22 protein-coding genes and 1 tRNA gene are annotated in these 26,990 nt (G+C 63.7%); 15 read left to right on the top strand and 8 right to left on the bottom strand.

Annotation, left to right across the window (positions count from 1 at the left end; translation table 11 throughout):
- Window positions 1-5 precede the first annotated feature (5 nt).
- Window positions 6-3,401, top strand: coding sequence for an AsmA-like C-terminal domain-containing protein (locus ACLI1C_RS10485; protein ID WP_411396799.1), 3,396 nt, complete (start codon window positions 6-8; stop codon window positions 3,399-3,401).
- Between the two features lie 37 nt (window positions 3,402-3,438).
- Here the strand turns inward: ACLI1C_RS10485 and tyrS are convergent, their stop codons facing one another.
- Together tyrS and ACLI1C_RS10475 are read right to left on the bottom strand one after the other, a co-directional pair.
- Complete coding sequence (gene tyrS / locus ACLI1C_RS10480) at window positions 3,439-4,683, bottom strand: tyrosine--tRNA ligase (RefSeq protein ID WP_411396798.1); 1,245 nt, start codon at window positions 4,681-4,683, stop codon at window positions 3,439-3,441.
- Window positions 4,684-4,804: 121 nt separating this feature from the next.
- On the bottom strand, window positions 4,805-5,467 hold the full coding sequence (locus tag ACLI1C_RS10475) for an alpha/beta hydrolase (protein WP_411396797.1): 663 nt from the start codon (window positions 5,465-5,467) through the stop codon (window positions 4,805-4,807).
- A 289-nt stretch (window positions 5,468-5,756) separates the two neighbouring features.
- Between ACLI1C_RS10475 and ACLI1C_RS10470 the strand changes: the two genes are divergently transcribed.
- From ACLI1C_RS10470 to ACLI1C_RS10430, 9 genes are all read left to right on the top strand, one after another.
- On the top strand, window positions 5,757-6,887 hold the full coding sequence (locus ACLI1C_RS10470) for a cysteine desulfurase family protein (protein WP_411396796.1): 1,131 nt from the start codon (window positions 5,757-5,759) through the stop codon (window positions 6,885-6,887).
- 65 nt (window positions 6,888-6,952) lie between these two features.
- Window positions 6,953-8,455: a Fe-S cluster assembly protein SufB gene (gene sufB / locus ACLI1C_RS10465; RefSeq protein WP_411396795.1), complete on the top strand. Its 1,503-nt coding sequence runs from the start codon at window positions 6,953-6,955 to the stop codon at window positions 8,453-8,455.
- Window positions 8,456-8,647: 192 nt separating this feature from the next.
- Window positions 8,648-9,397, top strand: a complete 750-nt coding sequence (sufC, locus tag ACLI1C_RS10460) for a Fe-S cluster assembly ATPase SufC (RefSeq protein ID WP_411398292.1) — start codon at window positions 8,648-8,650, stop codon at window positions 9,395-9,397.
- A 2-nt stretch (window positions 9,398-9,399) separates the two neighbouring features.
- A complete protein-coding gene (gene sufD, locus ACLI1C_RS10455; RefSeq protein ID WP_411396794.1) occupies window positions 9,400-10,608 on the top strand; it encodes a Fe-S cluster assembly protein SufD in 1,209 nt (402 codons plus the stop codon).
- A 162-nt stretch (window positions 10,609-10,770) separates the two neighbouring features.
- Window positions 10,771-11,991, top strand: a complete 1,221-nt coding sequence (locus tag ACLI1C_RS10450; RefSeq protein ID WP_411396793.1) for a cysteine desulfurase — start codon at window positions 10,771-10,773, stop codon at window positions 11,989-11,991.
- 12 nt (window positions 11,992-12,003) lie between these two features.
- Window positions 12,004-12,399 (top strand): SUF system Fe-S cluster assembly protein, encoded by a 396-nt coding sequence (locus tag ACLI1C_RS10445; RefSeq protein WP_411396792.1) that lies wholly within the window; start codon window positions 12,004-12,006, stop codon window positions 12,397-12,399.
- 1 nt (window position 12,400) lies between these two features.
- On the top strand, window positions 12,401-12,820 hold the full coding sequence (locus tag ACLI1C_RS10440) for a VOC family protein (protein ID WP_411396791.1): 420 nt from the start codon (window positions 12,401-12,403) through the stop codon (window positions 12,818-12,820).
- Between the two features lie 13 nt (window positions 12,821-12,833).
- Window positions 12,834-13,214 carry a HesB/IscA family protein gene (locus ACLI1C_RS10435; protein ID WP_411396790.1) on the top strand — a complete coding sequence of 127 codons (381 nt, stop codon included), beginning with the start codon at window positions 12,834-12,836 and terminating at the stop codon, window positions 13,212-13,214.
- Window positions 13,215-13,357: 143 nt separating this feature from the next.
- Window positions 13,358-14,620, top strand: a complete 1,263-nt coding sequence (locus tag ACLI1C_RS10430) for a 3-phosphoshikimate 1-carboxyvinyltransferase (protein WP_411396789.1) — start codon at window positions 13,358-13,360, stop codon at window positions 14,618-14,620.
- Between the two features lie 6 nt (window positions 14,621-14,626).
- Here ACLI1C_RS10430 and ACLI1C_RS10425 read toward each other — a convergent pair whose 3' ends face one another.
- The 3 genes from ACLI1C_RS10425 to parE form a co-directional block, all read right to left on the bottom strand.
- The gene (locus tag ACLI1C_RS10425) at window positions 14,627-15,694 is read right to left on the bottom strand and encodes a GGDEF domain-containing protein (RefSeq protein WP_411396788.1); all 1,068 of its coding nucleotides are present in this window, start codon (window positions 15,692-15,694) and stop codon (window positions 14,627-14,629) included.
- 143 nt (window positions 15,695-15,837) lie between these two features.
- Window positions 15,838-17,388: a DEAD/DEAH box helicase gene (locus tag ACLI1C_RS10420; protein WP_411396787.1), complete on the bottom strand. Its 1,551-nt coding sequence runs from the start codon at window positions 17,386-17,388 to the stop codon at window positions 15,838-15,840.
- 341 nt (window positions 17,389-17,729) lie between these two features.
- A complete protein-coding gene (parE, locus tag ACLI1C_RS10415) occupies window positions 17,730-19,742 on the bottom strand; it encodes a DNA topoisomerase IV subunit B (RefSeq protein ID WP_411396786.1) in 2,013 nt (670 codons plus the stop codon).
- Between the two features lie 195 nt (window positions 19,743-19,937).
- On the opposite strand from parE, the gene ACLI1C_RS10410 reads away from it, so the two are divergent.
- The 3 genes from ACLI1C_RS10410 to ACLI1C_RS10400 all read left to right on the top strand — a co-directional run bounded on the left by ACLI1C_RS10410 (window position 19,938) and on the right by ACLI1C_RS10400 (window position 23,171).
- Complete coding sequence (locus tag ACLI1C_RS10410; RefSeq protein ID WP_411396785.1) at window positions 19,938-20,261, top strand: hypothetical protein; 324 nt, start codon at window positions 19,938-19,940, stop codon at window positions 20,259-20,261.
- A 567-nt stretch (window positions 20,262-20,828) separates the two neighbouring features.
- Window positions 20,829-22,349, top strand: a complete 1,521-nt coding sequence (locus tag ACLI1C_RS10405) for an ABC-F family ATP-binding cassette domain-containing protein (protein ID WP_411396784.1) — start codon at window positions 20,829-20,831, stop codon at window positions 22,347-22,349.
- Between the two features lie 174 nt (window positions 22,350-22,523).
- Window positions 22,524-23,171 carry a PilZ domain-containing protein gene (locus ACLI1C_RS10400; RefSeq protein ID WP_411396783.1) on the top strand — a complete coding sequence of 216 codons (648 nt, stop codon included), beginning with the start codon at window positions 22,524-22,526 and terminating at the stop codon, window positions 23,169-23,171.
- On the opposite strand, the gene ACLI1C_RS10395 is transcribed toward ACLI1C_RS10400, so the two are convergent.
- Window positions 23,135-23,764 (bottom strand): nucleotidyltransferase domain-containing protein, encoded by a 630-nt coding sequence (locus tag ACLI1C_RS10395; RefSeq protein ID WP_411396782.1) that lies wholly within the window; start codon window positions 23,762-23,764, stop codon window positions 23,135-23,137. The two genes, ACLI1C_RS10400 and ACLI1C_RS10395, sit on opposite strands and share 37 nt — an antisense overlap.
- Window positions 23,765-23,968: 204 nt before the next feature.
- Here ACLI1C_RS10395 and ACLI1C_RS10390 point away from each other — a divergent pair, with 204 nt between their 5' ends.
- A complete protein-coding gene (locus tag ACLI1C_RS10390; protein ID WP_411396781.1) occupies window positions 23,969-24,652 on the top strand; it encodes a PilZ domain-containing protein in 684 nt (227 codons plus the stop codon).
- A 45-nt stretch (window positions 24,653-24,697) separates the two neighbouring features.
- On the opposite strand, the gene glnA is transcribed toward ACLI1C_RS10390, so the two are convergent.
- The gene (glnA, locus tag ACLI1C_RS10385) at window positions 24,698-26,107 is read right to left on the bottom strand and encodes a type I glutamate--ammonia ligase (RefSeq protein ID WP_411396780.1); all 1,410 of its coding nucleotides are present in this window, start codon (window positions 26,105-26,107) and stop codon (window positions 24,698-24,700) included.
- 73 nt (window positions 26,108-26,180) lie between these two features.
- Window positions 26,181-26,519: a P-II family nitrogen regulator gene (locus ACLI1C_RS10380; protein WP_035079039.1), complete on the bottom strand. Its 339-nt coding sequence runs from the start codon at window positions 26,517-26,519 to the stop codon at window positions 26,181-26,183.
- Window positions 26,520-26,863: 344 nt separating this feature from the next.
- On the opposite strand from ACLI1C_RS10380, the gene ACLI1C_RS10375 reads away from it, so the two are divergent.
- A tRNA-Leu gene (locus ACLI1C_RS10375) sits at window positions 26,864-26,948 on the top strand.
- The last annotated feature ends 42 nt before the right edge of the window (window positions 26,949-26,990 follow it).

Here is a 26,990-nt window from a genome sequence, read left to right as displayed (position 1 = left end):
TGGCCGTGTGGGCGCTTGGCATACCCTCCGTCCTGGCACTGCTGCTTTATCTCGTCCTGCTGATCACGCCGGTGCGCCTGCCCTTTGGGGGTGAGGCGGTGCGTTCGGTTATCCAGTCGGCCCTGCCGCCGACCAGCACCCTGTCGCTGGGCGAGATGGCGCTGGCCCTGGAGAACAATGTCTGGCCCGTCATCCAGTTTTCTCCGGTGACGCTCAACGACAGCAAGAGCGGCGCCCGCATCGGCATGGAAGCGCTGGAAGTCGGCTTTTCGCCGGTGCGCGCTCTCGTTGGCCAGCCGGGCGCCACGGTGACCATCGTGCGGCCCCATATCCAGGTGGTGCAGGACCTGTTTGGCCCCCGCGTATCCAGCTTCGAGGTCATCGACGACCCGGAGGGCGGCACCGCCACGGTGCGGGTGCAGGAAGGCGCAGACGCCTTTCCCGTGGTCGGCATTTCGGCAAGTGGCATCGATGCCAGCGGCAGCGAGCAGCCGCTCAACCTGCGGTCTGACAATGACTGGCTGATCTACAATCTTGAATCCAGCGAGCAGGGTATCGCCGAAATCGTGGAGCAGGCGGCCCAGGGGCGGTTTTCCAAGCTGGTCATCCGCGACGGGGTCGTGGACATGATCGATTCCGTCTATGGGCTGTTTCGGCGCTTCGATGCGATCAACCTCGAGATCGGTCCGACGCCGGACCGCCGCGACACCAATGGCACGTTCTCGGCCAGCCTGGGCGGCCGCACCATGACCGGCAGCATGTCGCGTCATGTCGACGATGCCGGCAATTCCCGCCTGGAAGCGGACGTTTCCAACATCGATTTCGCGGCCTTTCTTCCCTTCATCGACGATGCCACCAGCATGGCTGCCTTGCGCGGGGCCGGGGCGCTGTCGATCGATGTCAATTTCGAGCCCGCGGGCGGCAAGCTGGTCGACGGGCGGTTCAAGATCGACCTGACCGGCCTCGACCTGCGCATAGCCGATGACTATTTCCCGGTGGCCAGCTCGATCATGGACATTACCTGGGCGCCCAAGGATGGCCAGTTCATCCTCAATGAGGCGGCACTGCAGATCGGCAAGAGCAGCGCCTATCTGTCCGGCGTCGTTGCCATGGGGCTGGACCCGGTCTTCGGCCCGACGCTGGCCATCGCGCTCAAGGCGCGGGATGTGGTGATCCAGCCCAATGAAATGGCAGCGCCCGAGGCGCCGTTCGAGAGCATGGAGTTTTCCGGCTGGTCGGCGCCACTTTACGGTGCCCTGGGCATCGACCGCCTGATTGCGCGCAAAGGCGAGGCCGTCGTGGAGACGGCCGGCCGGATCGACATGCTGCAGGCCGGGCTCGGCATCGACCTGTCGCTGGTGGGGCAGGGGGTGAGTGCCGACGACGTCAAGCGCCTCTGGCCCTATGTCATGGGCGGGGAGAGCCGCGACTGGTTCGTGGCCAATGTCACGGACGGCTCGGTGTCCCAGGCGCGCATGGATTTCAAGTTTCCAGTGGGGTCGCTTGGCCTGGCAGGGGAAGACAAGCCTATTCCCGAGGACGCCATGCAGATCGACATGGTTGGCACGGGCGTCTCCATCAAGCCGACAGCCGAAATGGCGCCGATAGCCATCGACGGCCAGACGCGGCTGCAGGTCGATGATGCCGATGTGACCATTTCGGCCCAAGGCGGTACCCTGACTACCGAGGCGGGCGATATCCGCGTCAGCAATCCCGCCATGGTGATGGACAATTCGGACCCTTCAGGCGGGCTCATCGAAGTTTCCGGCGATATCGCAGCGCCGATCCCGGCCTTGCTGGCGCTGGCCAATGACCAGCAACCAGACGTATTGGCTGGCGTGGACCTGCCGGTCGATCTGGAAGCCCTGACCGGGGCGGTCAATCTGGGGCTCGTGGCCACCATTGCGCTGCCTGACGAGTCCAGCGGCCGGGCACTCGACATCGATTATGTTGTCAATGGCACAGTGGCCGACTTTGCCAGTTCCAAGCCGATCCAGGAACGCCGGATCGATAATGGGCAACTGGCGTTCAGCGCCAGCCAGGACGGCTACCAGCTGGGCGGCACGGCCGAGATCGACGGCATGGCGGCCGATGTCGAGATCGCCGGTACGCCCACCACCGACCCGACCTTCCGGCTCGGCTCGAGCATCGAGGTGGCCGAGCTGGCCAAGATGGGCTTTGACGTTTCCGAATTCCTGTCCGGCCGCGTGCGCTTCGTCGCCCAGCCGATGCCGGATGGTTCGATCCAGATGGCCGTGGACCTCAAGGATGCCTCGCTTTCCATCAAAGATATCGGCATCAGCAAGGCCACGGGGACATCAGGCACCCTGAACGCGACGATCACGCCATCGGGCGAGATCACCCAGCTCAACGATATCGACCTGTCCTTCGGCACGGTTCGCGCCATAGGCGACATCACCTACCACGTGACCGAGGGATTGCGGGCGGCCAGCTTCAGCCAGTTCGGGCTCAGCACGGGTGACAGCGCCCAGCTGGAAATGGCGCCCATCGAAGGTGGTTATGCCGTCCAGATCCGCGGGGCCCAGCTGGACCTCAAGCCCATGCTGAGCAAGTTCTTCGGCCTCGGTGAGGGCGCAGGCGGCGTGCAGTCGACGCAGTTCGACCAGACCATTGCGCTCGATGTGCAGCTCGACCGGGCGCTTGGCTACTATGCCACCACGGCCTTCAACCTCGATCTCGACCTGCTGCTGCGCGGCAGCGACATGCGGCGCGCCAACCTGACGGCGCAATTCAGCGACGGCAACAGCATCTCTGTCACCACCAATCCGGCGCCGCGCGGGCGCACCATGTCAGTGGCCTTCAACGATGCCGGCACCATCCTGCGGCTGCTCGGCGTCTATTCGCAGCTGGCGGGTGGCTCGGGCAATCTGGTGTTGACCACAGATCGCGAAGTCGATGCCGAGGCTGGACAGCTGGTGATGCGCGACTTCGCCATCGTGGATGAAGCCAATGTGGCGCAGGTGCTCGGCAATCACTCGGACTCCCGCGCCCGCATCTCCCAGCAGAACCGGCTGGACTTCGACGCCGCGCAAGTGGAGTTCCAGCGTCGGTCCGACCGGGTCGAGGTGACCAATGCCGTGCTCACGGGCGATACGGTGGGCGGCACGATGCGCGGCTTCATCTACACCGACCGGCGCCAGTATGACCTGACGGGCACCTATGTACCGCTGTTCGGGATCAACAATGCCTTCCAGCAGATCCCGCTGTTGGGGCCATTGCTGGGGGGACGCGAGGGCGAAGGGCTGGTCGGCGTGACCTTCGCGGTGCAGGGTTCTCTCGACAACCCACAATTCCGCATCAATCCGCTGTCGATCCTGATGCCGGGCGTGTTCCGCGAGCTTTTCGAATTCCGCGCCAAGGAATTGCCGCAGGCGGAATAGGCTGGGGCGCCGCCTGGACGCCCCAGAGGTGCTGCAATCAGGCCGGCTTGATGAGCGCGTGGCGCTTCTTGCCGACAGAGAGCTTGATGACGCCTTCCGGCAGCAGTGCATTGTCGCCGATCATGAGCTTGTCATCCTCGATCAGCGCGTCATTGACCCGCACGGCGCCCGACTGGATGTGCCGGCGTGCCTCGCCATTGGAGGCGGCAAGACCTGCCGTAACCAGGGCTGCGAGGATGCCCAGGCCATTGGCGAGTTCGGCATGGGTGACCGTTGCCGTCGGCAGGGACAGGTCGATGGCGCCGGTCTCAAAGGTGGCCCGGGCCGTTTCTGCGGCTTCCTCGGCAGCGGCACGGCCGCGGATCATGGCGGTGACTTCGGTGGCGAGGCGCTTCTTGGCTTCGTTGATGTCGCCGCTCACCTGGCGGGCAATCTCGTCCAATGGCAGCGTGGTGTAGAGCTTGAGGAAGCGCTCCACGTCGGCATCCTCGGTGTTGCGCCAGTATTGCCAGAAGTCATAGGCTGAGAGCAGGTCGGCATTGAGCCAGATCGCCCCGTTGAGCGACTTGCCCATCTTGGCGCCCGATGAGGTGGTGAGCAGAGGCGAGGTCAGCGCGTAGAGCTGCGGCGTGCCGAGGCGATGGCCCAGGTCTATGCCATTGACGATATTGCCCCACTGGTCCGAACCGCCCATCTGCAGGCGCACGCCATAGCGCTTGTTCAGCTCGACGAAGTCATAGGCCTGCAGGATCATGTAGTTGAATTCGAGGAAGCTCAGCGACTGCTCGCGATCGAGGCGCTGCTTGACCGAGTCAAAGCTCAACATGCGGTTGATTGAGAAATGCTGGCCGACATCGCGCAGGAATTCGAGGTAGTTGAGCGGCATGAGCCACTCGGCATTGTTGACCATCAGCGCATCCTTCGGGCCGGAGCCGAAGGTCAGGTAGTTGGCAAAGACCTGCTTGATGCCGTCGATATTGGTCTGGATGGTCTCGGGCGTCATCAGCTTGCGCGCCTCGTCCTTGAAGGACGGGTCACCCACCATGCCGGTGCCGCCGCCCATCAGGGCCACAGCACGATGGCCGGTCTTTTCCAGCCAGTGCAGCATCATGATCTGAATGAGGCTGCCGACATGGAGCGAGGAGGCCGTCGGATCAAAACCGATATAGGCGGTGACCGTCTCGGTGGCGAAAAGCTCGTCCAGACCCGCATCATCGGAGGTCTGGTGGATGAAGCCGCGCTCGTGCAGCGTGCGGAGAAATTCGGATTTGAAGTTTGACATTGGGTGCGATCCAAAGGCCGGTCCCGGCGCGGGACCCTGGGGCCATCGAGAGAGAAACGGAGCATTCCACCTGGGCAGAATGTCTCCGGGATGAACTCGATCGCGTGAATACGCTCTCTAACTAGCGCCCGCCGCCGGCGGCGATCTCCTGCCGGCGACGGTCGAGATAGTCGGCACAGCGCATGGTGAGTTCGTCGATCTTGCCTTCGAAGAAGTGGTTGGCACCCTCGACGATCTGCTGCTCGATGGTGATGCCCTTCTGGGTCTTGAGCTTGTCGACCAGCTTCTGCACCGAAGAGGGCGGGGCCACGCGGTCCTTGTCGCCATGGATGATCAGGCCCGAAGACGGGCAGGGCGCCAGGAACGAGAAATCATAGAGGTTTTCCGGCGGCGCCACCGAAATGAAGCCCTCGACTTCCGGGCGGCGCATGAGCAGCTGCATGCCGATCCAGGCGCCGAAGGAGAAGCCGGCAATCCAGCAACCGCGCGACTCGCGGTTGATGACCTGCAGCCAGTCCAGCGCCGCGGCGGCATCGCTGAGCTCACCAATGCCATGATCGAACAGGCCCTGGCTGCGACCGACGCCGCGCGAATTGAAGCGCAGCACGGCAAAGCCGCGCTCGGCGAACATGTAGAAGAGATTGTAGACGATCTGGTTGTTCATCGTCCCGCCGAACTGCGGGTGCGGGTGCAGCACGATGGCGATGGGAGCGTTGGGCTCCTTGCCGGGCTGGTAACGGCCTTCCAGACGGCCCTCGGGCCCGTTGAAGATCACTTCTGGCATGGGTCTGCTTTTCCGGCCACTTTTGGCTCTGTTGGCGTGGTCTTTCCAGCCCGGGTTGTGACGGCGTAGCGGCTTGACTAAGCACGCCACGCTCCCTAAAACATGGGTCGAAAAAACCAGTTTAGAATTATTCAAAACGGGTTTTCGGCCGCATCGCGGCCTGCAGGAGCGCCCCTTGTAATGAAGTTGGGCGTCAAATTTCAAGAAGTGTTTGGATTCGAAGGCGCGAGGGCGCCTCGGTCTTGGCATGGATGGTATGACCGGCGCGCATGCGCCACACGGGTAACCGATGACCAGAGCGGCGATCTATCTCGATCACAATGCCGCGTCCCCGCTTCTGCCCGAAGCGCGGGCGGCGCTGGTTGCTGGCCTTGATTTGACCGGCAATGCTTCATCGGTGCATGGCCATGGCCGTGCATTGCGCAATCTCATCGATACGGCCCGCGGCCAGGTCGCGGCTCTTGCCGGCGCCGAGCGCAAGCAGGTGGTGTTCACCGGCTCGGCGACCGAGGCGATCACGCAGGCAATCGTCGGCGGCGCCAGGGCCTTTGCTTCGGAAGCCATCGTCATCAGCGCCGGCGAACACGCGGCGGTGTCCAAGGCTGCCGAGATGACGGGGCTACCGGTGATCACCATCGGGCTTCTGGCCGATGGCAGCATTGATCTCGATCAACTGGTGGGACGCTTGCAGCATGCTGGCGGAAATCTGCTGGTGGCGCTGCATTGGGTGAACAATGAGACCGGCGTGGTGCAGGACATGGCGCGCATCAACGCCCTGGTCGGCCCCACCCGCCACACGCTCTTCATCGACGCGGTGCAGGCCTTCGGCAAGCTGCCACTGGATTTTGCCGCTTCGGCGCCCGACATGATGGCGGTAAGCGGCCACAAGATCGGCGCACCGGCCGGTATCGGCGCCCTGCTGGTCAAGGCGCATGCCGATGTGGTGCGGCTCATTCCCGGCGGCGGGCAGGAGCAGGGGCGGCGCGGTGGCACGGAAGCGGCGGCACTGATCGCGGCGTTCGGTGCGGCGGCATCGGCCATAGTGGACCGTTACACGGCAGCGAATGTGCCGGCGCTGATTGCGCGGCTCGAGGCCGCGCTGCCAGACGATGCCGTCGTCTTTGGCGGCGAGCGGCTGGGCAATGTGGTCAATTTCGCCGTGCCCGGCGTCAAGAATGCCACGGCGATGATGGGGCTGGACCTCATGGGTCTTTCGGTCTCGTCGGGCTCGGCCTGTTCGTCCGGCAAGGTCGGACCGAGCCATGTGCTGGCGGCCATGGGCGTGGCGCCCGAACTGGCCGAATGTGCCCTGCGCGTCAGCCTGGGCTGGAATTCCACCAGCGACGACGTCGATGCGTTCGTTGCCGGTTACCGAACGATCCTTGAGCGCCAGCGGGCGCGGCAGGGTCAGGCGGCCTAGGCCGTCACAGTTTATGCGGCTCGCGGCGACCTTGAATCGCCGAGGGGCAAAAAGGAGAAGCCATCATGGCGGACTACGACGATATCCCGACGCTCAAGGAAAACATCGACCGCGCCACCGTGGACTCGGTGCTTGCGCTCGATGTCGACAAGTACAAGTACGGCTTCGAGACCGCGATCGAATCCGACATGGCCCCCAAGGGCCTGAGCGAGGATACGGTCCGCTTCATCTCGGCCAAGAAAAACGAGCCGCAATGGATGCTGGACTGGCGGCTGGAAGCCTATCGCCGCTGGCTGACCATGACCGAGCCGACCTGGGCCAAGGTGCATTATCCCAAGCTCGACCTGCAGGACATGTACTTCTACGCCGCCCCCAAGTCCTCGCCGGCGCCCAAGAGCCTCGATGAGGTCGATCCGGCGCTGATCGCCATGTATGACAAGCTGGGCGTGCCGCTGCGCGAGCGCGAAATCCTGGCCGGCGTCGAGCGGCCCAATGTGGCCGTCGACGCGGTGATGGATTCGGTCTCGGTGGTCACCACGTTCCGCGAGGAGCTGAGCAAGGTCGGCATCATCTTCTGCTCGATCTCCGAAGCCATCCGCGAGTATCCCGAGCTGGTGCAGAAGTACCTGGCTTCGGTGGTGCCGGTCTCGGACAACTACTATGCCACGCTGAATTCGGCGGTGTTCACAGACGGGTCGTTCGTCTACATCCCCAAGGGCGTGCGCTGCCCTATGGAGCTCTCGACCTATTTCCGCATCAACGAGAAGAAGACCGGCCAGTTCGAGCGCACGCTGATCATTGCCGAGGCTGACAGCTATGTGAGCTATCTCGAAGGCTGCACCGCGCCGATGCGCGACGAAAACCAGCTGCATGCCGCGGTCGTCGAGCTGGTGGCGCTGGAAAATGCCGAGATCAAGTATTCCACCGTCCAGAACTGGTATCCCGGCGACAAGGACGGCAAGGGCGGTATCTACAACTTCGTCACCAAGCGTGGCGACTGCCGCGGCGACAATTCCAAGATAAGCTGGACCCAGGTGGAAACCGGGTCGGCCATCACCTGGAAGTATCCCAGCTGCATCCTGCGCGGCGACGGCTCGCGCGGCGAGTTCTATTCGATCGCCATCTCGAACGGCTACCAGCAGGTCGACAGCGGCACCAAGATGATCCATCTGGGCAAGAACACGTCATCCCGGATTATCGCCAAGGGCATTGCCGCGGGCTTTTCGGACAATACCTATCGCGGCCAGGTCTCGGCCCATGCCAAGGCCAAGGGCGCGCGTAACTTCACCCAGTGCGACAGCCTGCTGATCGGCGACAAGTGCGGGGCCCATACGGTGCCCTATATCGAGAGCCGCAACGGCACGGCGGTGTTCGAGCACGAGGCGACGACGTCCAAGATCTCGGACGACCAGATGTTCTATTGCCAGCAGCGTGGCCTTTCCGAAGAGGAAGCGGTGGCGCTGATCGTCAACGGCTTCGTTCGCGACGTGCTGCAGCATCTGCCCATGGAATTCATGGTCGAGACACAGAAGCTGATCTCGATCTCGCTAGAGGGGAGTGTGGGGTAGGGCGGTAGGCCCCCTCACCCGGCGCTGCGCGCCGACCTCTCCCCCATAGGGAGAGGTGAAGAAGCAAATGACATGGCTGGCACCCACCTCTCCCTTCGGGGGAGAGGTCGCCCGAAGGGCGGTGATGGGGCCTTCAGTGAGCAACCGGCGCCGAAATGGCAGCCGAACCGGAGTTTAGACATGACCACCCCAATCCTTGAAATCCGCAACCTGCATGCGCGGATCGAAGACCGTGAAATCCTCAAGGGCGTGAACCTCATCATTCCGCCCGGCGAAGTGCATGCCGTGATGGGTCGCAATGGCTCGGGCAAGTCGACGCTGAGCTATGTGCTGGCCGGCAAGGAAGACTATGAGATCACCGAGGGCGAAGTGCTGCTCGATGGTGAGAACCTGCTCGACATGGACCCGTCCGAGCGCGCCGCGGCGGGCCTGTTCCTCGCCTTCCAGTATCCGATCGAGATCCCCGGCGTCGCCACCATGACCTTCCTCAAGGCCGCAATGAATGCCCAGCGCAAGGCGCGGGGCGAGGGCGAACTGTCGACGCCCGACTTCATGCGCGCGGTCAAGACCGCCGGCACGGACCTTCATATCGACACCGAAATGCTCAAGCGCCCGCTCAATGTCGGCTTTTCCGGCGGCGAGAAGAAGCGTGCCGAAGTGCTGCAGATGGCGCTGCTGCAGCCCAAGATGTGCATCCTCGACGAGACCGATTCCGGGCTCGACATCGATGCGCTGCAGGTGGTCTCCAAGGGCGTCAACGCGTTGCGCGCCGCCAATCGCTCTATGCTGGTGATCACCCACTACCAGCGCCTGCTCAACCACATCGTGCCCGACGTGGTGCATGTGTTCAGCGATGGCAGGATCGTCGAGAGCGGCGACAAGGACCTGGCGCTGCAGCTCGAAGCCAAGGGCTATGCCGACTTCGACGGCGCGGCGGCCTGATCATGCGCCAGACCATGCCCGTCCGGCTCGGAGCAGCCGAGGATACACTGATCGCCCAGCTCAAGAGCGTGGGCGCCGACGCGACGGCCGAGCGGATCACCGTCGCCGGCCTGCCGACGCGCCGCGTCGAGAGCTATCACTATACCGACCTCAAAACCCTCCTGCGGGCGGTGCCGCCGCTGGCGCAGGCCGCCAATGAGGCCTCTGCGCCCGCATTGCGCGTTCCGGGCGCCTATCAACTGATGATCGCCAATGGCGTGATCCAGTCCGCCTCCACGGCGCCGGCCGGCATCATCGTCGGCAAGGCAGATGGCGGCGTGCTGAGCACCCGCGACGACATCCTGGTGCATCTCAACGGTGCCCTGGCCAAGGACAGCCTGACGCTGACGCTTGAAAGCAGCGTCGATCCGGTGATCCAGATCGACCGCCGCATCGAGGGCGAGGCCGCCCATGCCGCGGATTCGCTCAAGGTCTTCGTGGCCGATGGCGCTTCCGCGACCATCCTCGAGACCTTCTCGGGGTCGGACGCCGCACATGTGGGCAACCACGCCACCTATGTCGCGCTGGGCAAGAATGCCGTGCTGACCCATATCACGGTCGACCTTTCGGCCCGCGCCACGTCGCATTTCGCCACGAACGAGTATCACCTCGCCGAGGGGGCAAAGCTGCGCACGCTGGTGATCCATGCCGGCGCCGGGCTGAGCCGCACGCAGCTGTTTCCGCGCTATGAAGGTGCGGGCGCCCATGGCGATATCACCGGGCTCAACCTGGTTTCGGATGGGCAGCATGCCGATATCACCATGGATGCGAGCCACGCCGTGCCCGGCACGTCGTCGCAGCCGCTGTTCAAGTCGATTGCGCGCGGCCGCGGCAAGGCTGTGGTGCAGGGCAAGCTTGTGGTGGCGCGGGATGCGCAGAAGACCGATGCCAAGTTCATGCATCAGGGACTGATGCTGTCGGACGAGGCGGAAATCCTCTCCAAGCCCGAGCTCGAAATCTATGCGGATGACGTGGTCTGCGGCCATGGCTCGACTTGCGGCAAGCTGGACGAAGACAGCCTGTTCTACCTGATGAGCCGCGGCATTCCGCAGGAGGAAGCCGAGACCATGCTGGTGCGCGGGTTCCTGGAAGAACTCGTCGATCCGATCGAGGATGCGGCGCTGGCCGAGGCGCTGCACGGGGTGATCGACGGCTGGCTGCTGGGGAAGTAGCTCTGAACATGCCGCACGAAGCGGCACCTCCCCCTTGACGGGGGAGGCTGGGAGGGGGTGGCAGTTGGCCCGGATATCCGGGCTACCCCCCACCCTTGATCCCTCCCCGCAAGGGGGAGGGTGTCGACTGAAACATCGCAGGTTCCCAAGGACCAGATGCCTATGACCTTCGACCTCGAAAAAGTCCGCGCTGATTTTCCGATCCTTTCCGAGGTCGTTCACGGCAATCGGCTGGTCTATCTCGATAGCGGCGCTTCCGCGCAGAAGCCGGTGCAGGTGCTGGACCGGATGGACCATGCCTTCCGGCACGAATATGCCAATGTGCATCGGGGGCTGCATACGCTCGCCAACCGGGCGACCGAGGCCTATGAGGGCGGCCGGCATGCGGCGCAGGCCTTCCTCAATGCCGCGCGGCCGGAGGAGATCATCTTCACCAAGTCGGCCACCGAAGCGATCAACCTGGTGGCGCAGTCCTTTGCCGGTCCGCGGATTGGGGAGGGTGACGAGATCGTGCTGTCGATCATGGAGCACCACTCCAACATCGTGCCCTGGCACTTCCATCGCGAGCGCAAGGGCGCGGTGATCAAGTGGGTCGATGTGGGCGACGATGGCAGCTTCGACATCGACGCCTTCGCGGCGGCGCTGACCGACCGAACCCGTATGGTTGCAGTTACCCATATGAGCAACGTTCTGGGCACGGTGACGCCGATCCAGCAGGTCATCGAGATCGCCCATGCGCGCGGCATTCCCGTGCTGATCGATGGCAGCCAGGGCGCGGTTCACACAAGCGTGGACGTGCAGGCGCTCGATGCCGACTTCTACGTCATGACCGGCCACAAGCTCTACGGCCCCACCGGCATCGGCGTGCTCTATGGCAAATATGACCTGCTGGCCGAGATGCAGCCCTATCAGGGTGGCGGCGAGATGATTGATGTGGTGACCATGGAGACGGTGACCTACAACGAACCGCCGCATCGCTTCGAGGCGGGTACGCCGCCCATCGTCCAGGCCATCGGGCTGGGCGCGGCTCTGGGCTATATGGAGAGCCTTGACCGCGAGGCCATTGCGGCTCACGAGGCCGAGGTGGCGGAATATGCCCATGAGCGGCTCAGCCGGATCAATTCGCTGCGCCTGATCGGCACGGCGCCGGGCAAGGGCGGCATCTTTTCGTTCGAGGTCAAGGGCGCCCATGCCCATGACGTCTCGACCATTCTCGACCGCTACGGCATTGCCGTGCGTGCCGGCACGCATTGCGCCATGCCGCTACTCAAACGCTTTGGTGTCAGCTCTACCTGTCGCGCCTCCTTCGCCCTATATAACGGCAAGGATGACGTAGACGCGCTGGTGGACGGCATCGAACGCGCCCAGAAATTTTTCGCGTAACGCGAGGACAATATGACCGACGAACCCGAGATCGCGCCCGCACCGACCATTCCGGAAAACCGCATCACGCCCAGCGTTGGCGGCGGCCTGCCCGAGGCGGAAGTCGAACGCATCACCAGCGACCTGATCGGTGCGCTCAAGACCGTCTATGACCCGGAAATCCCGGTCGACATCTACGAGCTGGGCCTGATCTACAAGGTCGATCTCGACGACGACCGCAAGCTGACCATCGACATGACGCTGACCGCGCCGGGCTGCCCGGTGGCGGGCGAAATGCCCGGCTGGGTGGAGAATGCCGCCCGCGCCGTCGAAGGCGTGCAGGACGTGACGGTCAACATGGTGTTCGATCCGCCGTGGGACGCGTCACGCATGAGCGAGGAAGCGCAGGTTGCGCTGAACTGGTGGTAGCTTGAACCGGCCGGCGCTTGAAGGTCTGGTCGAAACCGCACTCTATGTGACCGATGTCCGGCGCAGCCGCGATTTCTATACCCGCATCTTCGGTTTCGAGGCGATGGGCGGCAACGAGCGCATCCAGCCGCTCAATGTCGGCCCGGGGCAGGTCTTGCTGCTGTTCAAGCAGGGCGGCACGCCAGACCCGGTTCCGGTCGGCGATGGTTTCATTCCGCCACATGACGGCGGCGGCGAACAGCATTTCGCCTTTGGCGTCCCTGCCGCAAGCTATGAGGATTGGAAATCCTTCCTCAAGAGCCTAGATATAGACATAGAGAGCGAAGTCAGCTGGCCGCAGGGCGGCAAGAGCCTGTACTTCCGCGATCCCGATCGCCTGCTGGTCGAACTGATCACGCCAGGCGTCTGGCAGAACTACTAGAGGATATCGAGCCATGGCCTTCAAGATCATGTCGCTGACTGATGCTGCTGCCGAGCGCATCAATGAGATCATGGAAGATTCCGACAAGCCGGTGATGGGCGTGCGCGTCGGCGTCAAGAATGCCGGCTGCGCCGGCATGGCCTATACGCTCGACTACGTCACCGAGCCGGTGGCGGGCGACGACCATGTCAGCGACAAGGGCGTGGAAGTCTACATCGAGCCCAAGGCGACCATGTTCCTGCTGGGGACGGTGATGGATTTCGAAGAATCCAAGATGAGCGCCGGCTTTACCTTCAAGAATCCCAACCAGACCGGGGAATGCGGCTGCGGCGAAAGCGTCCAGCTCAAGCCGGCCGACCTCAAGGCGATCGCCGAAGCGCGGGCGGGGGTGTAAGCTCTTATCCCGCTCCCCTTGAGGGAGAGGGACGACATTTCTCATCCGCCCTTCGGACACCTTCTCCCTCAAAGGGAGAAGGGAAGTTCCAGCCCCAGCGGTCCCTTGCGCATCCTGTCCCGCTGAGGCATTGATCCGCCATCATGCCCAGCCCCATCCCGCCTGCTCTCACCATCATCCCGCCCAACCGTCCGCTCATCGGGCGCGTATCGCCGCCGGGATCGAAATCCATCACCAATCGCGCGCTGCTGCTGGCCGCCCTGGCCAAGGGCACGAGCCGGCTGACCGGCGCTCTCAAGAGCAAGGATACGACGCTCATGGCCGCTGCCTTGCGGCAGATGGGCGTGAGCGTGGACGAGCCCGACGCCACAAGCTTCGTGGTGACCAGCACGGGCCGCCTGCAGGCGCCGGATGGCCCGCTCTTCCTCGGCAATGCCGGCACCGCGACCCGGTTTCTGACCGCCGCCGTGGCGACGGTGGATGGCGACGTCATCGTCGATGGGGACGAGGAAATGCGCGTCCGCCCGATCGGGCCGCTGGTTACGGCGCTGCAGTCGCTTGGCATCGACGCCAGCAGCCCGACCGGTTGCCCGCCGGTTACGGTTCGCGGGCGCGGCAGCTTCGGCCAGGGGCGCGTGGAGATCGATGGCGGCCTCTCCAGCCAATATGTCTCGGCGCTGCTGATGGCGGCGCCGCTGGGGGATGGCGCGATCGAGATCGCGCTGACTGGCAGCGATATCGGGGCGCGGGGCTATGTCGACCTGACGCTGGCCGCCATGCGCAGCTTTGGCGCCACGGTCGAGCAGCGCGACGCGGGGACCTGGCTGGTGCAGCCGACCGGCTATGTCGCCACCGACCTGCTGATCGAGCCCGATGCATCGGCGGCGACCTATCTCTGGGGCGCCGAGGCGCTGACCGGCGGGCGGATCGACCTTGGCGTGGCCGCAGACGCCTTCACCCAGCCCGACGCCGCGGCGCAGGCGGTCATTGCGCAATTTCCAAACATGCCGGCCGTGATCGATGGCTCGCAGATGCAGGATGCCGTGCCGACGCTGGCGGTGCTGGCGGCCTTCAACAACCATCCGGTGCGCTTCGTGGGCATCGCCAATCTGCGGGTCAAGGAAACCGATCGCATTCGCGCGGTGGCCAATGAGCTCAACCGCATTCGCCCGGGCCTCGGGACCGAGGAGGGCGACGACCTGCTCGTGGCTTCGGATCCGAAACTGGCGGGGCGCGCGGCGCGGATCGAGACCTATCACGATCACCGCATCGCCATGAGCTTTGCCCTGGCCGGCCTGCGGCTGCCGGGCATCACGATTCTCGACCCGGCCTGCACCGGCAAAACTTATCCGGGATATTGGGACATGCTGGAAAGCCTTGGCGTGGAGCTCACGCCAGGCGTATAGCGCGCGTCAGGCGGCAGAGGCGCCGGACACGGCGGCGGCCTGCAGCGCAGGCAGCTCGCTCTCGCTGACCACGCGGTTGCGGCCGGCATGCTTGGCTGCATAGAGGCAGCGATCGGCGCGCTCGATGAGCGAGCCCGGCGTGTCGCCAACACGATAGGCAGCGACGCCGAAGGAGGCAGTGATCCGGCCCAGTTTCTCATTGGTCGAGCGCTTCAGCAATTCCTTGGCCTGGATCGCCCGGCGGATATTCTCTGCCACAATGACAGCGCCTTCCATATCGGTGGCGGGCAGGATGGCGACGAATTCCTCCCCGCCATAGCGGGCCGCGAGGTCCTTGCCCTTGATGTTGGACTTGAGCGTCATCGCCACGAGGCGCAGCACCTGGTCGCCGGTCTGGTGCCCATAGGTATCGTTGAAGTTCTTGAAATTGTCGATGTCGACAATCATCAGGCACAGGGGATCGTCCGACACGCTGGCCGCGGAGATCGCTCCCTCCAGGCCCTCGTCGAAACCCTTGCGATTGCAGATCTTGGTGAGCGGATCGAGGATCGACTCGCGGCGCACGTCGTCGAGGTCCCGCTGGAGGGAGGCCAGGTCGTCGCGCGATGCTTCGAGCTTCTGCTCAAGGGCAATGTTGGTCTCCTGCATGCGGCGCGTTTCGGTCAGGAGCCGGTCCGCCAGGGCCTTCATCGCGATGGGGGATATGGTGCGCTCGAGATCGCCGCTGGCCGTCTGCAGTGAGCCGGAATAGGCGTTGGCAGTGGTCATGGCACTGTCGATGGCCTCATGGACTTCCTCGATGCGCGCATGCATGCGCTGCGAGACGTTGGTCATGCGGTCATTGACGTCGGATTTCAGGAACTCGTTGTAGAGCGCCTCGGCCAGGTTTTCCGACGGCGTATTGCCGTTGCGGAAGATGGCGTTGATCCGGTTGTTCAGCGTCGGGTTCACGCCCGTCGCATAGGTGTAGAGCAGCTCGTAGAACTGGGGATAGGGCGGAATCGCACTGCGCTTCAGCAGGTCAAATGCCGAATTCGCATAGCCAAGCGCGCGTTTGAACTCATGTTCCGACACTGCTTCCCTCGCGCGCCGCTACCTGGCTCGGTGCATCCAGCCGGACGCACCGAATCCCTCGCTGATAAGTACAGCTGCCCTAGCAATGAATACAACCGCCACGACGCAACAAACCGTTGCCGTGCACAGTAAAATCGAAGTGTTTAACTGCCGATCCGTGTGGGGCGAAGCAAGAAGGCCGGAACCGGGCCATCGTTGCCGAAAGGCGAGTTGCTGTTGCTGGCGCTTGGCTCTTCGTCTGCCTCGGGGCGCGGCCGTCCGCGGCCACGCGCTGGCCGCTGGCTGCGCTCGGCCTTGACCGGCTCTACCGCCGCGGTGGGCTCGTCAGCAACGGGCTCCGCGGGAGCGGCCTCGGCAGTTGCTGCCCTGGCTGCGCGGGGCTTGGCGCCCTCGCCCTTTTCGGATTCGGGCCGGGTGCGGGGTGCACGGGCCGGTGCAGCTTCCTCAGCAGCCGGAGCGTCGGCGCGATTGCGCGGTCCACCACGGCGCGAGCGGGCCGGACGGGCAGGGCGCTCGGCGCCTTCTTCAGCCTCTGCAACGGGGGCAGCAGCAGCGGCAGGCTTGCCGCTCACTTCCAGCCACTCGATCGGCTTCTGGATCAACTTGAGGATGGCATCGAGATGCTTGCCGTCGGCCGGGGCCACCAGCGTGTAGGCGACGCCCAGACGGCCGGCACGACCGGTGCGGCCGATGCGGTGCACATAGTCTTCGGCATGCACGGGCACGTCGAAATTGAACACATGGCTCACCGCGGGAATATCGAGCCCGCGGGCGGCCACGTCGCTGGCGACCAGGAGGGTCAGCCGGTTGTTCTTGAAGGCATCGAGCGTCTCGGTGCGGCTCTTCTGGTCCATGTCGCCATGCAATCCGCCGGCGCTGAAGCCATGCCGCTCCAGCGAGCGGGCGAGGGTCGCCACGTCCCGCTTGCGGTTGCAGAAGATGATGGCATTGGTCAGCCCATCGGCTGCCGCGATGCGCTCGCGCAGGGCAGCGCGCTTCTCCTCGGGCTTGGAGCCGACCTTGACCAGCTTCTGGTCGATGGTGTCGGCGGTCGAGGCCGCGCGGGACACCTGGACATGCACAGGATCCTTGAGGAACTTCTTGGTCAGCTTCTCGATCTGGGCGTCCATTGTCGCCGAGAACAGCATGGTCTGGCGGCGCGGCGGCAGCCGATTGACGATCTTTTCGATGTCATCGATGAAGCCCATGTCGAGCATGCGGTCGGCCTCGTCGATGACGAGAATCTCGACGCCGTTCAGCATGATCTTACCGCGCTCGATCTGGTCGAGCAGGCGGCCGGGCGTGGCGATCAGCACGTCGACGCCGCGATCGAGCTTCTTGTTCTGGTCTTCGAACGATACGCCGCCAATGATCAGGGCCATGGTCAGGCGATGGTTCTTGCCATATTTCTCAAAATTCTCGCTGACCTGCGCCGCGAGTTCGCGCGTCGGTTCGAGAATGAGCGTGCGGGGCATGCGGGCGCGGGCGCGGCCGTTCTCCAGCAGGTGCAGCATGGGCAGCACGAAGCTGGCCGTCTTGCCAGTGCCGGTCTGGGCAATGCCGATGACGTCCTTCTTTTCCAGGATATGCGGGATAGCCTGCGCCTGGATTTCAGTTGGCGTCGTATAGCCGGCCGACGTTACGGCGTCTGTTACTTTGGTGGACAGGCCAAGCCCGGAAAAATCATCAGTCAAGTTGGGTAATTCCACTCAGAAATGTGGCCCGGGGCCAGATCCGGTCCGAGACATTCGGACGGTGCACCGGGGTCTTCAGCAGTGGACCGATAGGTCGGTACGCGAACGCATCCACAACTGGGGCGGCCACCGGACGGTTGCAGAAACTGCAAGAAACGACGGAGTGGCCCTGAGGCACATCGAGCAAAGGCGAACTGTGTCCAAACAAACCAGCCGTCAAGCCAGAAATGCTCTAGCGGCGCGGACCATAGCGCAAAGGCCTTGTCTGTCAACGGCTTTGAGGTCGTTAGTCTTAATTGGCGCTGATCGGCAAGTGTGCATTTGCTAGGTGAGCGACCGGGCTAGATGTCGAGATCGGTCACGAAGGCGGCATTCTCCTGGATGAAGTCGAAGCGCGCTTCGGGCTTGGTGCCCATCAGCCGGTCGACGCTGATCCGGGTGGCTTCGAGGTCGTCACGGATCTTGACCTGCAGCAGCGTGCGCGACTTGGGCGACATGGTCGTCTCGCGCAGATGCGCGAACGGCATCTCGCCAAGGCCCTTGAAGCGGGTCATGTCCACCTTGCCCTTGCCGGTGAACTCGGTGGCCATCAGTTCTTCCTTGTGGGCGTCGTCGCGGGCGTAGAGCGTCTTGCCGCCCTGGCTGATGCGATAGAGCGGCGGCAGCGCCAGGAAGAGGTGGCCGCCATCGATCAGCTTAGGCATCTCCTGGAAGAAGAAGGTGATGAGCAGCGCGGCGATATGGGCGCCATCGACGTCAGCATCGGTCATCACGATGATCTTGTCGTAGCGCAGGTCTTCCTCGCGATAGCGGTCGCGGGTGCCGCAGCCCAGGGCCTGGATGAGGTCCGAGATCAGCTGGCTGGCGGCCATCTTCTCGCGACTGGCCCCGGCCACATTGAGAATCTTGCCGCGTAGCGGCAGCACGGCCTGGCTGGCGCGGTTGCGGGCCTGCTTGGCGCTGCCGCCGGCCGAGTCGCCTTCGACGATGAAGAGTTCGGCGCCCTGGGCGGCGGTCTGCGTGCAGTCGGCCAGCTTGCCGGGCAGGCGCAGCTTGCGCGTCGCACTGGCGCGGTCGATCTCTTTTTCCTTGCGCCGGCGCAGCCGCTCCTCGGCGCGCTCGATCGCCCAGTCCATGAGCTTGCCGGCCTGGTTGGGCGAGGCCGCGAGCCAGTGGTCGAAGGCGTCCCGAAGGGCATTGTCGACGATGCGCGTTGCCTCGCCGGAAGCCAGCTTGTCCTTGGTCTGGCCGACGAATTCGGGCTCACGCACGAAGACCGACAGCATGGCGCTGCAATGGGCGAAGACGTCCTCGGCGGTCAGGATGGCGGCGTTCTTGTTCTTGGTCAGTTCGGCATAGTTCTTGAGGCCGCGCAGCAGGGCGGTGCGCAGGCCCGCCTCATGCGTGCCGCCGTCCGGGGTGGGCACGGTGTTGCAGTAGGAGGAGACTCCGCCATCGCCCAGGGTCCAGGCGATGGCCCATTCGACGGCGCCATGCGTGCCCGGCTTGCCGTGGCTGCCGGCGAAGAGTTCGTCGACGATGCGTGTCTCCCCCTCGATGCGGGCGGCCATGAAATCCTTGAGGCCATCGGGGTAGTGGAACACCGCCTTGGCGGGGGCATCCTCGGTGACCAGCGCCTCATCACAGCTCCAGCGCAGTTCGACGCCGCCGAACAGATAGGCCTTGGCGCGGGTCATGCGGAACAGGCGGGCAGCGGAGAAATGGGCTGTCTCGCCAAAGATCTGCGGGTCGGGATGGAAGCGGGTGGTGGTGCCGCGGCGGTTGTTGACCCGACCGACCATCTCCACCTTGGTGGTGGGGATGCCGCGCGAATAGCTCTGGCGGTAGAGGACCTGGTCGCGGGCGACTTCGACGGTCATGTCGTCCGAGAGTGCGTTGACCACGGATACGCCGACGCCGTGCAGGCCGCCGGAGGTTTCATAGGCCTTGGAGTCGAACTTGCCGCCGGCATGCAGCTTGGTCAGGACCAGCTCAAGCGTTGATAATTCAGGGTTTTTTGGATGCGGCTCGACCGGGATGCCGCGGCCGTTATCGGTAACCGTGACGTAACCGTCGGCGCCGATATGGACCTCGATGCGGGTGGCGTGGCCGGCAATGGCCTCGTCCATCGAATTGTCGATGACTTCGGCAAACAGGTGGTGCAGGGCATTGGCATCCGTGCCGCCAATATACATGCCCGGCCGGCGCCGGACCGGCTCAAGTCCTTCCAGAACCTCAATATCTGCTGCCGAATAGGAGCCAGCGGTAACGTTCGGCGCCTTGGGCGCGGGCTTGGGCGTCTCGGTGGGCAGGCGTTCAGGTTCGGCGCCGAAAAGGTCTTCTGCTTGCGACATGCACATTCCGTCTTTGCGCCCGAATCGGGCGATTCCGCCTTTTAGCATATCCCAGCCGAGCGATGCGCAGGGCAGGGAACCGGCGTGCCTGCCCCGAGTTCTTCACAAGTCTGAACGCAAGATGAACGCGTGGTTGCGGTCCGGTTCAACCCCGATGCGCCAAAGTGTGCGATTGAACCGTCATAGGAGGCTCTCATGACCAGATGGATCGCTGCCGCGCTGACCGCGCTGCTGCTCAGCACGGGCGCGGCAATCCCGGCCCAGGCCCAATCGTTCGGCTTCGGCATTTTCTTTGGCGACGAGGCCTCGGATTTCCATCCCGAGCGCATCACCTGCATGACCGACCGCCAGATCCGCGATGCGGTCGCGGCCCGCGGCTATAGCAATATCGCGCTGAATGTGGCGATGGAGAAGAATATCCAGGTGCGGGCGACCCGCGATGGCTGGGTCTACCTGCTGGATTTCAACTTCTGCACGGGGCGCATCGAGGGCCGTCAGCAGCTGCGTCCCGCCGGCTAAGCGGCGCCCCTGAAACGAAATCGTCCCAAGATCGGGCGCCCGGTTTACGTTCCGTTTGCTTCTTGGGAGCACTTTCTTAAACGCAGGCTGCTAGACCTGACGCATACGGTTTTTGTCTGGAGTTGCCGTATGCGAGCCGATCGGGATCCTAGTTCTGCGTATCCGGTCCCTGCCGGCTCAATTGTCTTCGGTGTTTGGCCGCATGCCGGGTTTTCAGGTATTGCGTACCGGCTGGCCAAGCTCACCGCCCCACGTTCCGGGGTCGTTGCGCTGGTCGCGACCATGTTCTACTTCCTGTGATGTCCGCTGATTGATTTCCCGTGCCGGCGCGGCTAATGATCGATACAGGCCGTCAAGCAAGCAGGGAGGGTCCGATGACATTGCTGTTCACGCACCGCTCCCGTGGCCCTGTTCAGGCCCTGTGGCTCAAGCTGCAGGGCTGACCGGTACTGGTACGGACGCTTCCCTTCTGTCTCCCCCATTCTGGTTTGCCCTTCGTGGCGGTCTCTGACCGCCTCCTGACGGCAATGGCGCAATTGATGATGCGCCGCATCCAGTGAGACAAAAATGGGCTCGATCAGCCTCCGCAATGCCGGCCTGGTGGCCACCGACACTCTCTTTTCCAATCTCAACCTCGTCATCAGCGATGGCGACCGCGTCGGCCTCGTCGCCGGCAATGGGCGCGGCAAGACCACGCTGCTGCGCGCCATGGCCGGGCAGGGCGAGCTGACCTCGGGCGACATCGTGCGCTCGCGGGGGCTCACCGTGGGCTATGTCGAACAGGACATGCCTGCCGCGATGATGGGGATGACACTCTATGAGGCGGTGCTCGACGCCCTGCCGCCGATGGATCGCGACAGCGACAGCTGGCGGGTCGACGTCGTGCTGGACGAATTCGAGACCCCCGAGACGATGCGGCATCGCCGCGTCAGCGAACTCAGCGGCGGCTGGCAGCGCATTGCGCTGATCGCGCGCTGCTGGGTGCCGCAGCCGGACGCGCTGCTGCTCGACGAGCCGACCAACCATCTCGACCTGGGCAAGCTGTTCCAGCTCGAGGCGTGGATCAACCAGGCGGCCCGCAACATCCCGGTGATCATTGCCAGCCATGACCGTCAGTTCCTCGACGCCACCACCAACCGCACATTGTTCCTGCGGCCCGACGAGTCGCATGTGTTTGCCCTGCCATACAGCCGGGCGCGGGTGGCGATGGCCGAGGCGGACGAGGCGGCGCAGGCCAAGCGCGAGCGCGACCTCAAGGAGGTCAGCCGCTTGCGCAAGCAGGCCGCCAAGCTGACCAATATCGGCATCAATTCGGGCAGCGACCTGTTGACCGTCAAATCGAAATACCTGCGCGAACGGGCCGAGAAGATCGAGAGCGCCGCACTCTCGCTGCACAAGGAGCGCAGCGGCGACATAAGGCTGGGCAATAGCGGGGCACAGGCCCGCGTGATGCTGGCCATCGAGAACCTCGACGTGACCAGTCCGCCCGGCGACAAGCTGTTCCGCATCGACAAACTGCACATCTTCCAGGGCGACCGCCTGGTGATCCTGGGGCGCAACGGCACCGGCAAGTCGCAGTTTGTCGGCCTGCTGCACCGGGCCATGACCGGGCGCGAAACTCCGGGCATCCGCGTCAGCCCGCAGATCGTTCCCGGGTATGTAGACCAGGCGATGAGCTTCCTGCCGCCGCGGGAATCCCCGCTCGGCTATATTACCGGGCGCTTCGACCAGGGCGACCAGCGCAGCAAGAGCCTGCTGGCGGCCGCGGGATTTGCCGTGGAGGCGCAGGAGCGTCCGATCGCCGAACTCTCCTTCGGCCAGCGGGCGCGGCTGGGCCTGTTGGCGATACGGCTGCTGGAGCCCAATTTCTACCTGCTCGACGAGCCCACCAACCATGTCGACATTCCCGGACAGGAACGGCTGGAGGCGGAAATCCTGGCGCATGGGGCGACCTGCATCCTGGTCTCGCATGACCGCAGCTTCGTGCGCGGGTTGGGCAACCGGTTCCTGCTGATCGAAAACCGGCGGCTGACCGAAGTGGATGGACCCGAACTACACTTTGCGGCCATGGCACGGGAGGCGTCCTGACTGCAAAGGGTGGCTCAAGTTGCGCATTATCCTGCAATGGCAAATTAACTCTGCAAATAGTTGATGTTGCAACAGCAAGGCGAACGGGCATTTCTGCGGGGCAATTGGGAGAAGTCCTTAACGACCGTCGGCTAGTCGTGCGATGGGACACGTAAACTTGGGATCGGGAACCCCATGTTTCAAAACACTGAGAACGGCGCTGCGCCGCAGCGATCGCATTTCGACTGGCATGACGTCCGCTTCATCGGCGCCGTGGCCGGTCGCTATGCGCTTGCGGACCGCCGGGAAGGGACGGGCGGCAAGGTGGCCGTCTATGCTTGCCGGCTCTGTTCCATCTCCACGCGGCAATGCGTAGTCGTGGGCCCGGTCGTGGGGAGCGAGGGCGAGACCGTCGCGACCCATTTCGACGAGTTCGGCATGTTGCGTGGCAAGATCGGCCGCCGGCTTCCCTCCGGCTTCGTGCTCGACCTGATGCTCTCCGACGCCGAGCGCAACAAGCTGGGTGGCAAGATCATCTGGCAGAAGAAGCGGGTGCATGAGCAGGTGCCGGACAAGCGCGAGCACCGGCGGGTGCCGCCGCGCGACCCCAGGACCGTGCTGACCCTGGCCGACGGCACGCAGATGCCCTGTTTCGTGATCGACGTGTCGCAATCGGGTATCGCGGTTTCCGCCGATATCTGGCCCGAGCTTGGCACGCCCATGGCGGTCGGCAAGCTGGTGGGCCGCGTGGTGCGCTATCTCGAGGTCGGCTTTGCCCTGCAGTTCATCCAGGTGCAGGAGCTCGATCAACTCGAAGTGCTGATGGCGCCTCCGGCCGGGTAGCGACTTCGCTCAAGCTCGCCCAGCATCGGCAAGGCTTCCGGATGTGCCACGGCGACCGCCTGCATCAGCCAGTGGCGGGGCGCCGGGTCGAGCTGCGGCCAGAAATGGCGGAAATCCGCGATATCCCGCTCGCGTGGCGCCTTGGCCTTGTAGAGCAGCTGGATTTCGGGCGCGATGACCATCCGGCCCGCCGGGGTCTGCCGGAACAGAAGGTCGAGCGGCCGGGTGATGCGCTCGTCGCGGCGATAGTGCCAGGCATCATCGGCATGGGCCTCGCTGACGATTTCGAAATCCCATAGCAGTTCGCCGTGTCGCCGCAGCCAGAGGCTGAAGGGCGGCTCGGGCATGGCGCCGGCCAGCCAGGGCGACAGCTGCTTGTTGCGCGCCACGACGATCTCGAAGCCGGCCAGGCTGTCGACGAGCGCCTTGAGGTCGCCGCGCAGGCAGGTGATTTCGATGTCGGAATGGGTCCTGCTGGTGTGGCCGGCCCAGAGGTCGAGGGCCCAGCCGCCGGCAAAGGCCCAGGGGACCGGGACAGGCTCCAGCCAGGTTGCAAGTTCATCAGGGGTTGTCTGTCGCCAGCGTCCGGCCATGCCCGTCTCCAACCCCAAGAACCCAGGAGCCCTCGTATAGCGCACAGAGGTGAAACTGACATAACTTCGTGACAGGAACATATTGCTCCTGTCCTGCAAGCAAGCAGATGAGGAGATGCGGTTACTATTGGTATTATTCCCAATGTGGAAATTGTTTACCAGTTGAGCGTAGCCTTTCTCGCAAGTATTGCGGGATTGTTCGAAATGACTTCAGCAGTGCAGCAGTCTGCTTTCGCCGGCAGAGCAAGACGGTCCGATGATGTCCGGTTCATCGGCGCACTGACCGGGTGCTATGCCCTGTCGGGACGCCACAGTGACGGTGACGAGGGCGTTCCGGTCTATTCCTGCCGCCTTTGCTCCATCTCGCCGACCCAGGCTGTCATCATCGCGCCAGTGATTGCGCATGAAGACGAGATCGTCATCATTCACTTCCACGACTTCGGCATCCTGCGCACCCGCGTGGAGCGCGAGTTGCCCACCGGGTTCGTGGTCGAGATCCTGCTCGATGATGACGGACGCGACAGGCTGGCATCCAAGATCCGCTGGAAGCGCAGCAACCTGCACGCACACATTCCCGACAAGCGGGAGTTTCCCCGCTTCATGCCGCGCAATCCCCGATCGGTCATGACGATGGGGGATGGCAGCCGGCATAGTTGCTTTGTGATCGACATATCCCGCTCGGGCGCTGCCGTTTCCGCCGCCATCCTGCCCGGCAAGGGCACGCCGCTGGCCATTGGCGCGCTGGTGGGGCGGGTGGTGCGCCGGCTCGATGTCGGCTTTGCCGTGCAGTTCATCGTCGAGCACGATGCCAAGGACTTGGAGCGTATGCTGGTGGAGCCGCCTGGTTCGTTCTCGGCGCAGATCGAGGCGGAAGCGCCGCCGGAATAAAAAAGGGCCCCTTTCGGGGCCCTTTCGCTAGGCTGGCTACCGGGCTTAGGCCGAGTAGTACATCTCGTATTCGACCGGGTGCGGGGTCTGCTCGAACTTCACCACTTCGGTCATCTTCAGCTCGATATAGCTGTCGATCTGGTCCTTGTCGAAGACGCCACCGGCCAGCAGGAATTCGTGGTCGGCTTCCAGGGCGCCCAGGGCTTCGCGCAGCGAGCCGCAGACATGGGGGATCTGCATCAGTTCCTGACGCGGCAGTTCGTAGAGATCCTTGTCCATCGGGTCGCCGGGGTGGATCTTGTTCTTGATGCCATCAAGGCCGGCCATGAGCATGGCCGAGAAGGCCAGGTAGGGGTTGGCCAGCGGATCGGGGAAGCGGATCTCGATGCGCTTGGACTTCGGCGACTGGCCGAAGGGGATACGGCAGGAAGCGGAACGGTTGCGGGCCGAATAGGCCAGCAGGACCGGGGCTTCGAAGCCGGGTACCAGGCGCTTGTAGCTGTTGGTAGTCGGGTTGGTGAAGGCGTTGATGGCCTTGGCATGCTTGATGATGCCGCCGATGTAGTACAGCGCTTCCATGGAGAGGCCGGCATACTGGTCACCAGCGAAGAGCGGCTTGCCGTCCTTCCAGATCGACTGGTGGCAGTGCATGCCCGAGCCGTTGTCGCCGAAAATCGGCTTCGGCATGAAGGTCACGGTCTTGCCATAGGCATTGGCGACCTGATGGATGACATACTTGTAGATCTGCACGTCATCGGCAGCCTTGATCATCGGCGCGAACTTGATGCCGAGTTCGTGCTGGGCCGAGGCCACTTCGTGGTGGTGCTTTTCGACAACCACGCCCATTTCGGCCATGGCGGCGAGCATTTCACCGCGGATGTCCTGCGCGCTGTCCAGCGGCGGCACGGGGAAGTAGCCCTTCTTGAGACCGATATGGTGGCCGTTATTGCCGGCTTCATAGGCGGTGTCGTTGTTGGACGGGAGTTCCGGATGGTCGACTTCGAAGCCGACCTTGAACGGGGTATTGGAATACCGCACGTCGTCGAACATGAAGAATTCCGGCTCTGCGCCGAACACGACGGTGTCGCCGATGCCCGAAGCCTTGAGGAAAGCCTCGGCCTTCTTGGCCGTAGTGCGCGGGTCGCGGCTATAGGGCTGGTAGGTGAGGGGCTCGAGAATGTCGCAGTTCACGACCAGCGTCGAGGCGCCGAAGAAGGGGTCGATATAGTGCGAATTCGGATCGGGCATCAGCACCATGTCGGACTCGTTGATGGCCTTCCAGCCACCGATCGAGGAACCGTCGAACATGGTGCCTTCTTCGAACAGGTCTTCATCGACGATCGAGACGTCGAGCGTGACGTGCTGCAGCTTGCCGCGCGGGTCGGTGAAGCGCAGGTCGAGATACTTGATGTTCTCGTCTTTGATGCGCTTGAGGAGGTCAGCTCCGGTGGTCATTAGGTCTTCCCCTGTCTAGATCGGAATAGTTTTTGGGTTGTAGTCACGGCGTGCCGCGCTGGGGTGGAGGCCCCTAGAGCGCGTCGTCGCCGAATTCTCCGGTACGGATACGAATGGCCTGCTCGATCGAGTAGACGAAGATCTTGCCGTCGCCGATGCGGCCCGTCTGGGCTGCATTGCGGATGGCTTCGATGGCCTTCTCGGCGAGTTCGTCGGGGCACACAACCTCGACCTTCACCTTGGGCAGGAAATCCACGACATATTCGGCGCCGCGATAGAGTTCCGTATGGCCCTTCTGGCGACCGAAACCCTTGGCTTCGGTCACGGTGATGCCCTGCAGACCAACTTCCTGCAGCGCTTCCTTGACCTCGTCGAGCTTGAACGGCTTTACGATAGCCTCGATTTTTTTCACTTTGAGCCTCCACGTGCCGCAAACGGCGGATACCGCCAACCCGTATGCACGGGGTGTGCCACGCCGCCAAACGGGCTAAAACGCCTTTGGAAATAAAGGCTTATGATAGCGGTTTAATGCAGTCGGCCGCCCCGGCAGCAGCGGGGTTGGCTAAACAAGTGGCAGTTTGCGCAATATTTGTGCAGTCGTCCAGTCGCCATGGCGCGATGCTGTTTCCGGCGGCCTGTCGGCGGGCGAGGGGCGGTGCAGCTGCGCAGCATTCCGGCCAAATCGCCAAGCTAGGCTTTGACTGGCTTTCCGTCTTCATATAGATGCAACGCCAACCCGGCCAACGGGTCCTTTTTGCGGGTGTGGCGGAACTGGTAGACGCACTGGATTTAGGTTCCAGCGCCGCAAGGCGTGGAGGTTCGAGTCCTCTCACCCGCACCACTGATGGACCGGCCCACGATCAAACGACTATCAATGAATACG

The sequence above is a fragment of the Devosia sp. XGJD_8 genome (assembly GCF_046614475.1).
GTDB lineage: Bacteria > Pseudomonadota > Alphaproteobacteria > Rhizobiales > Devosiaceae > Devosia.
This window is presented reverse-complemented; position numbering and strand designations above follow the sequence as displayed.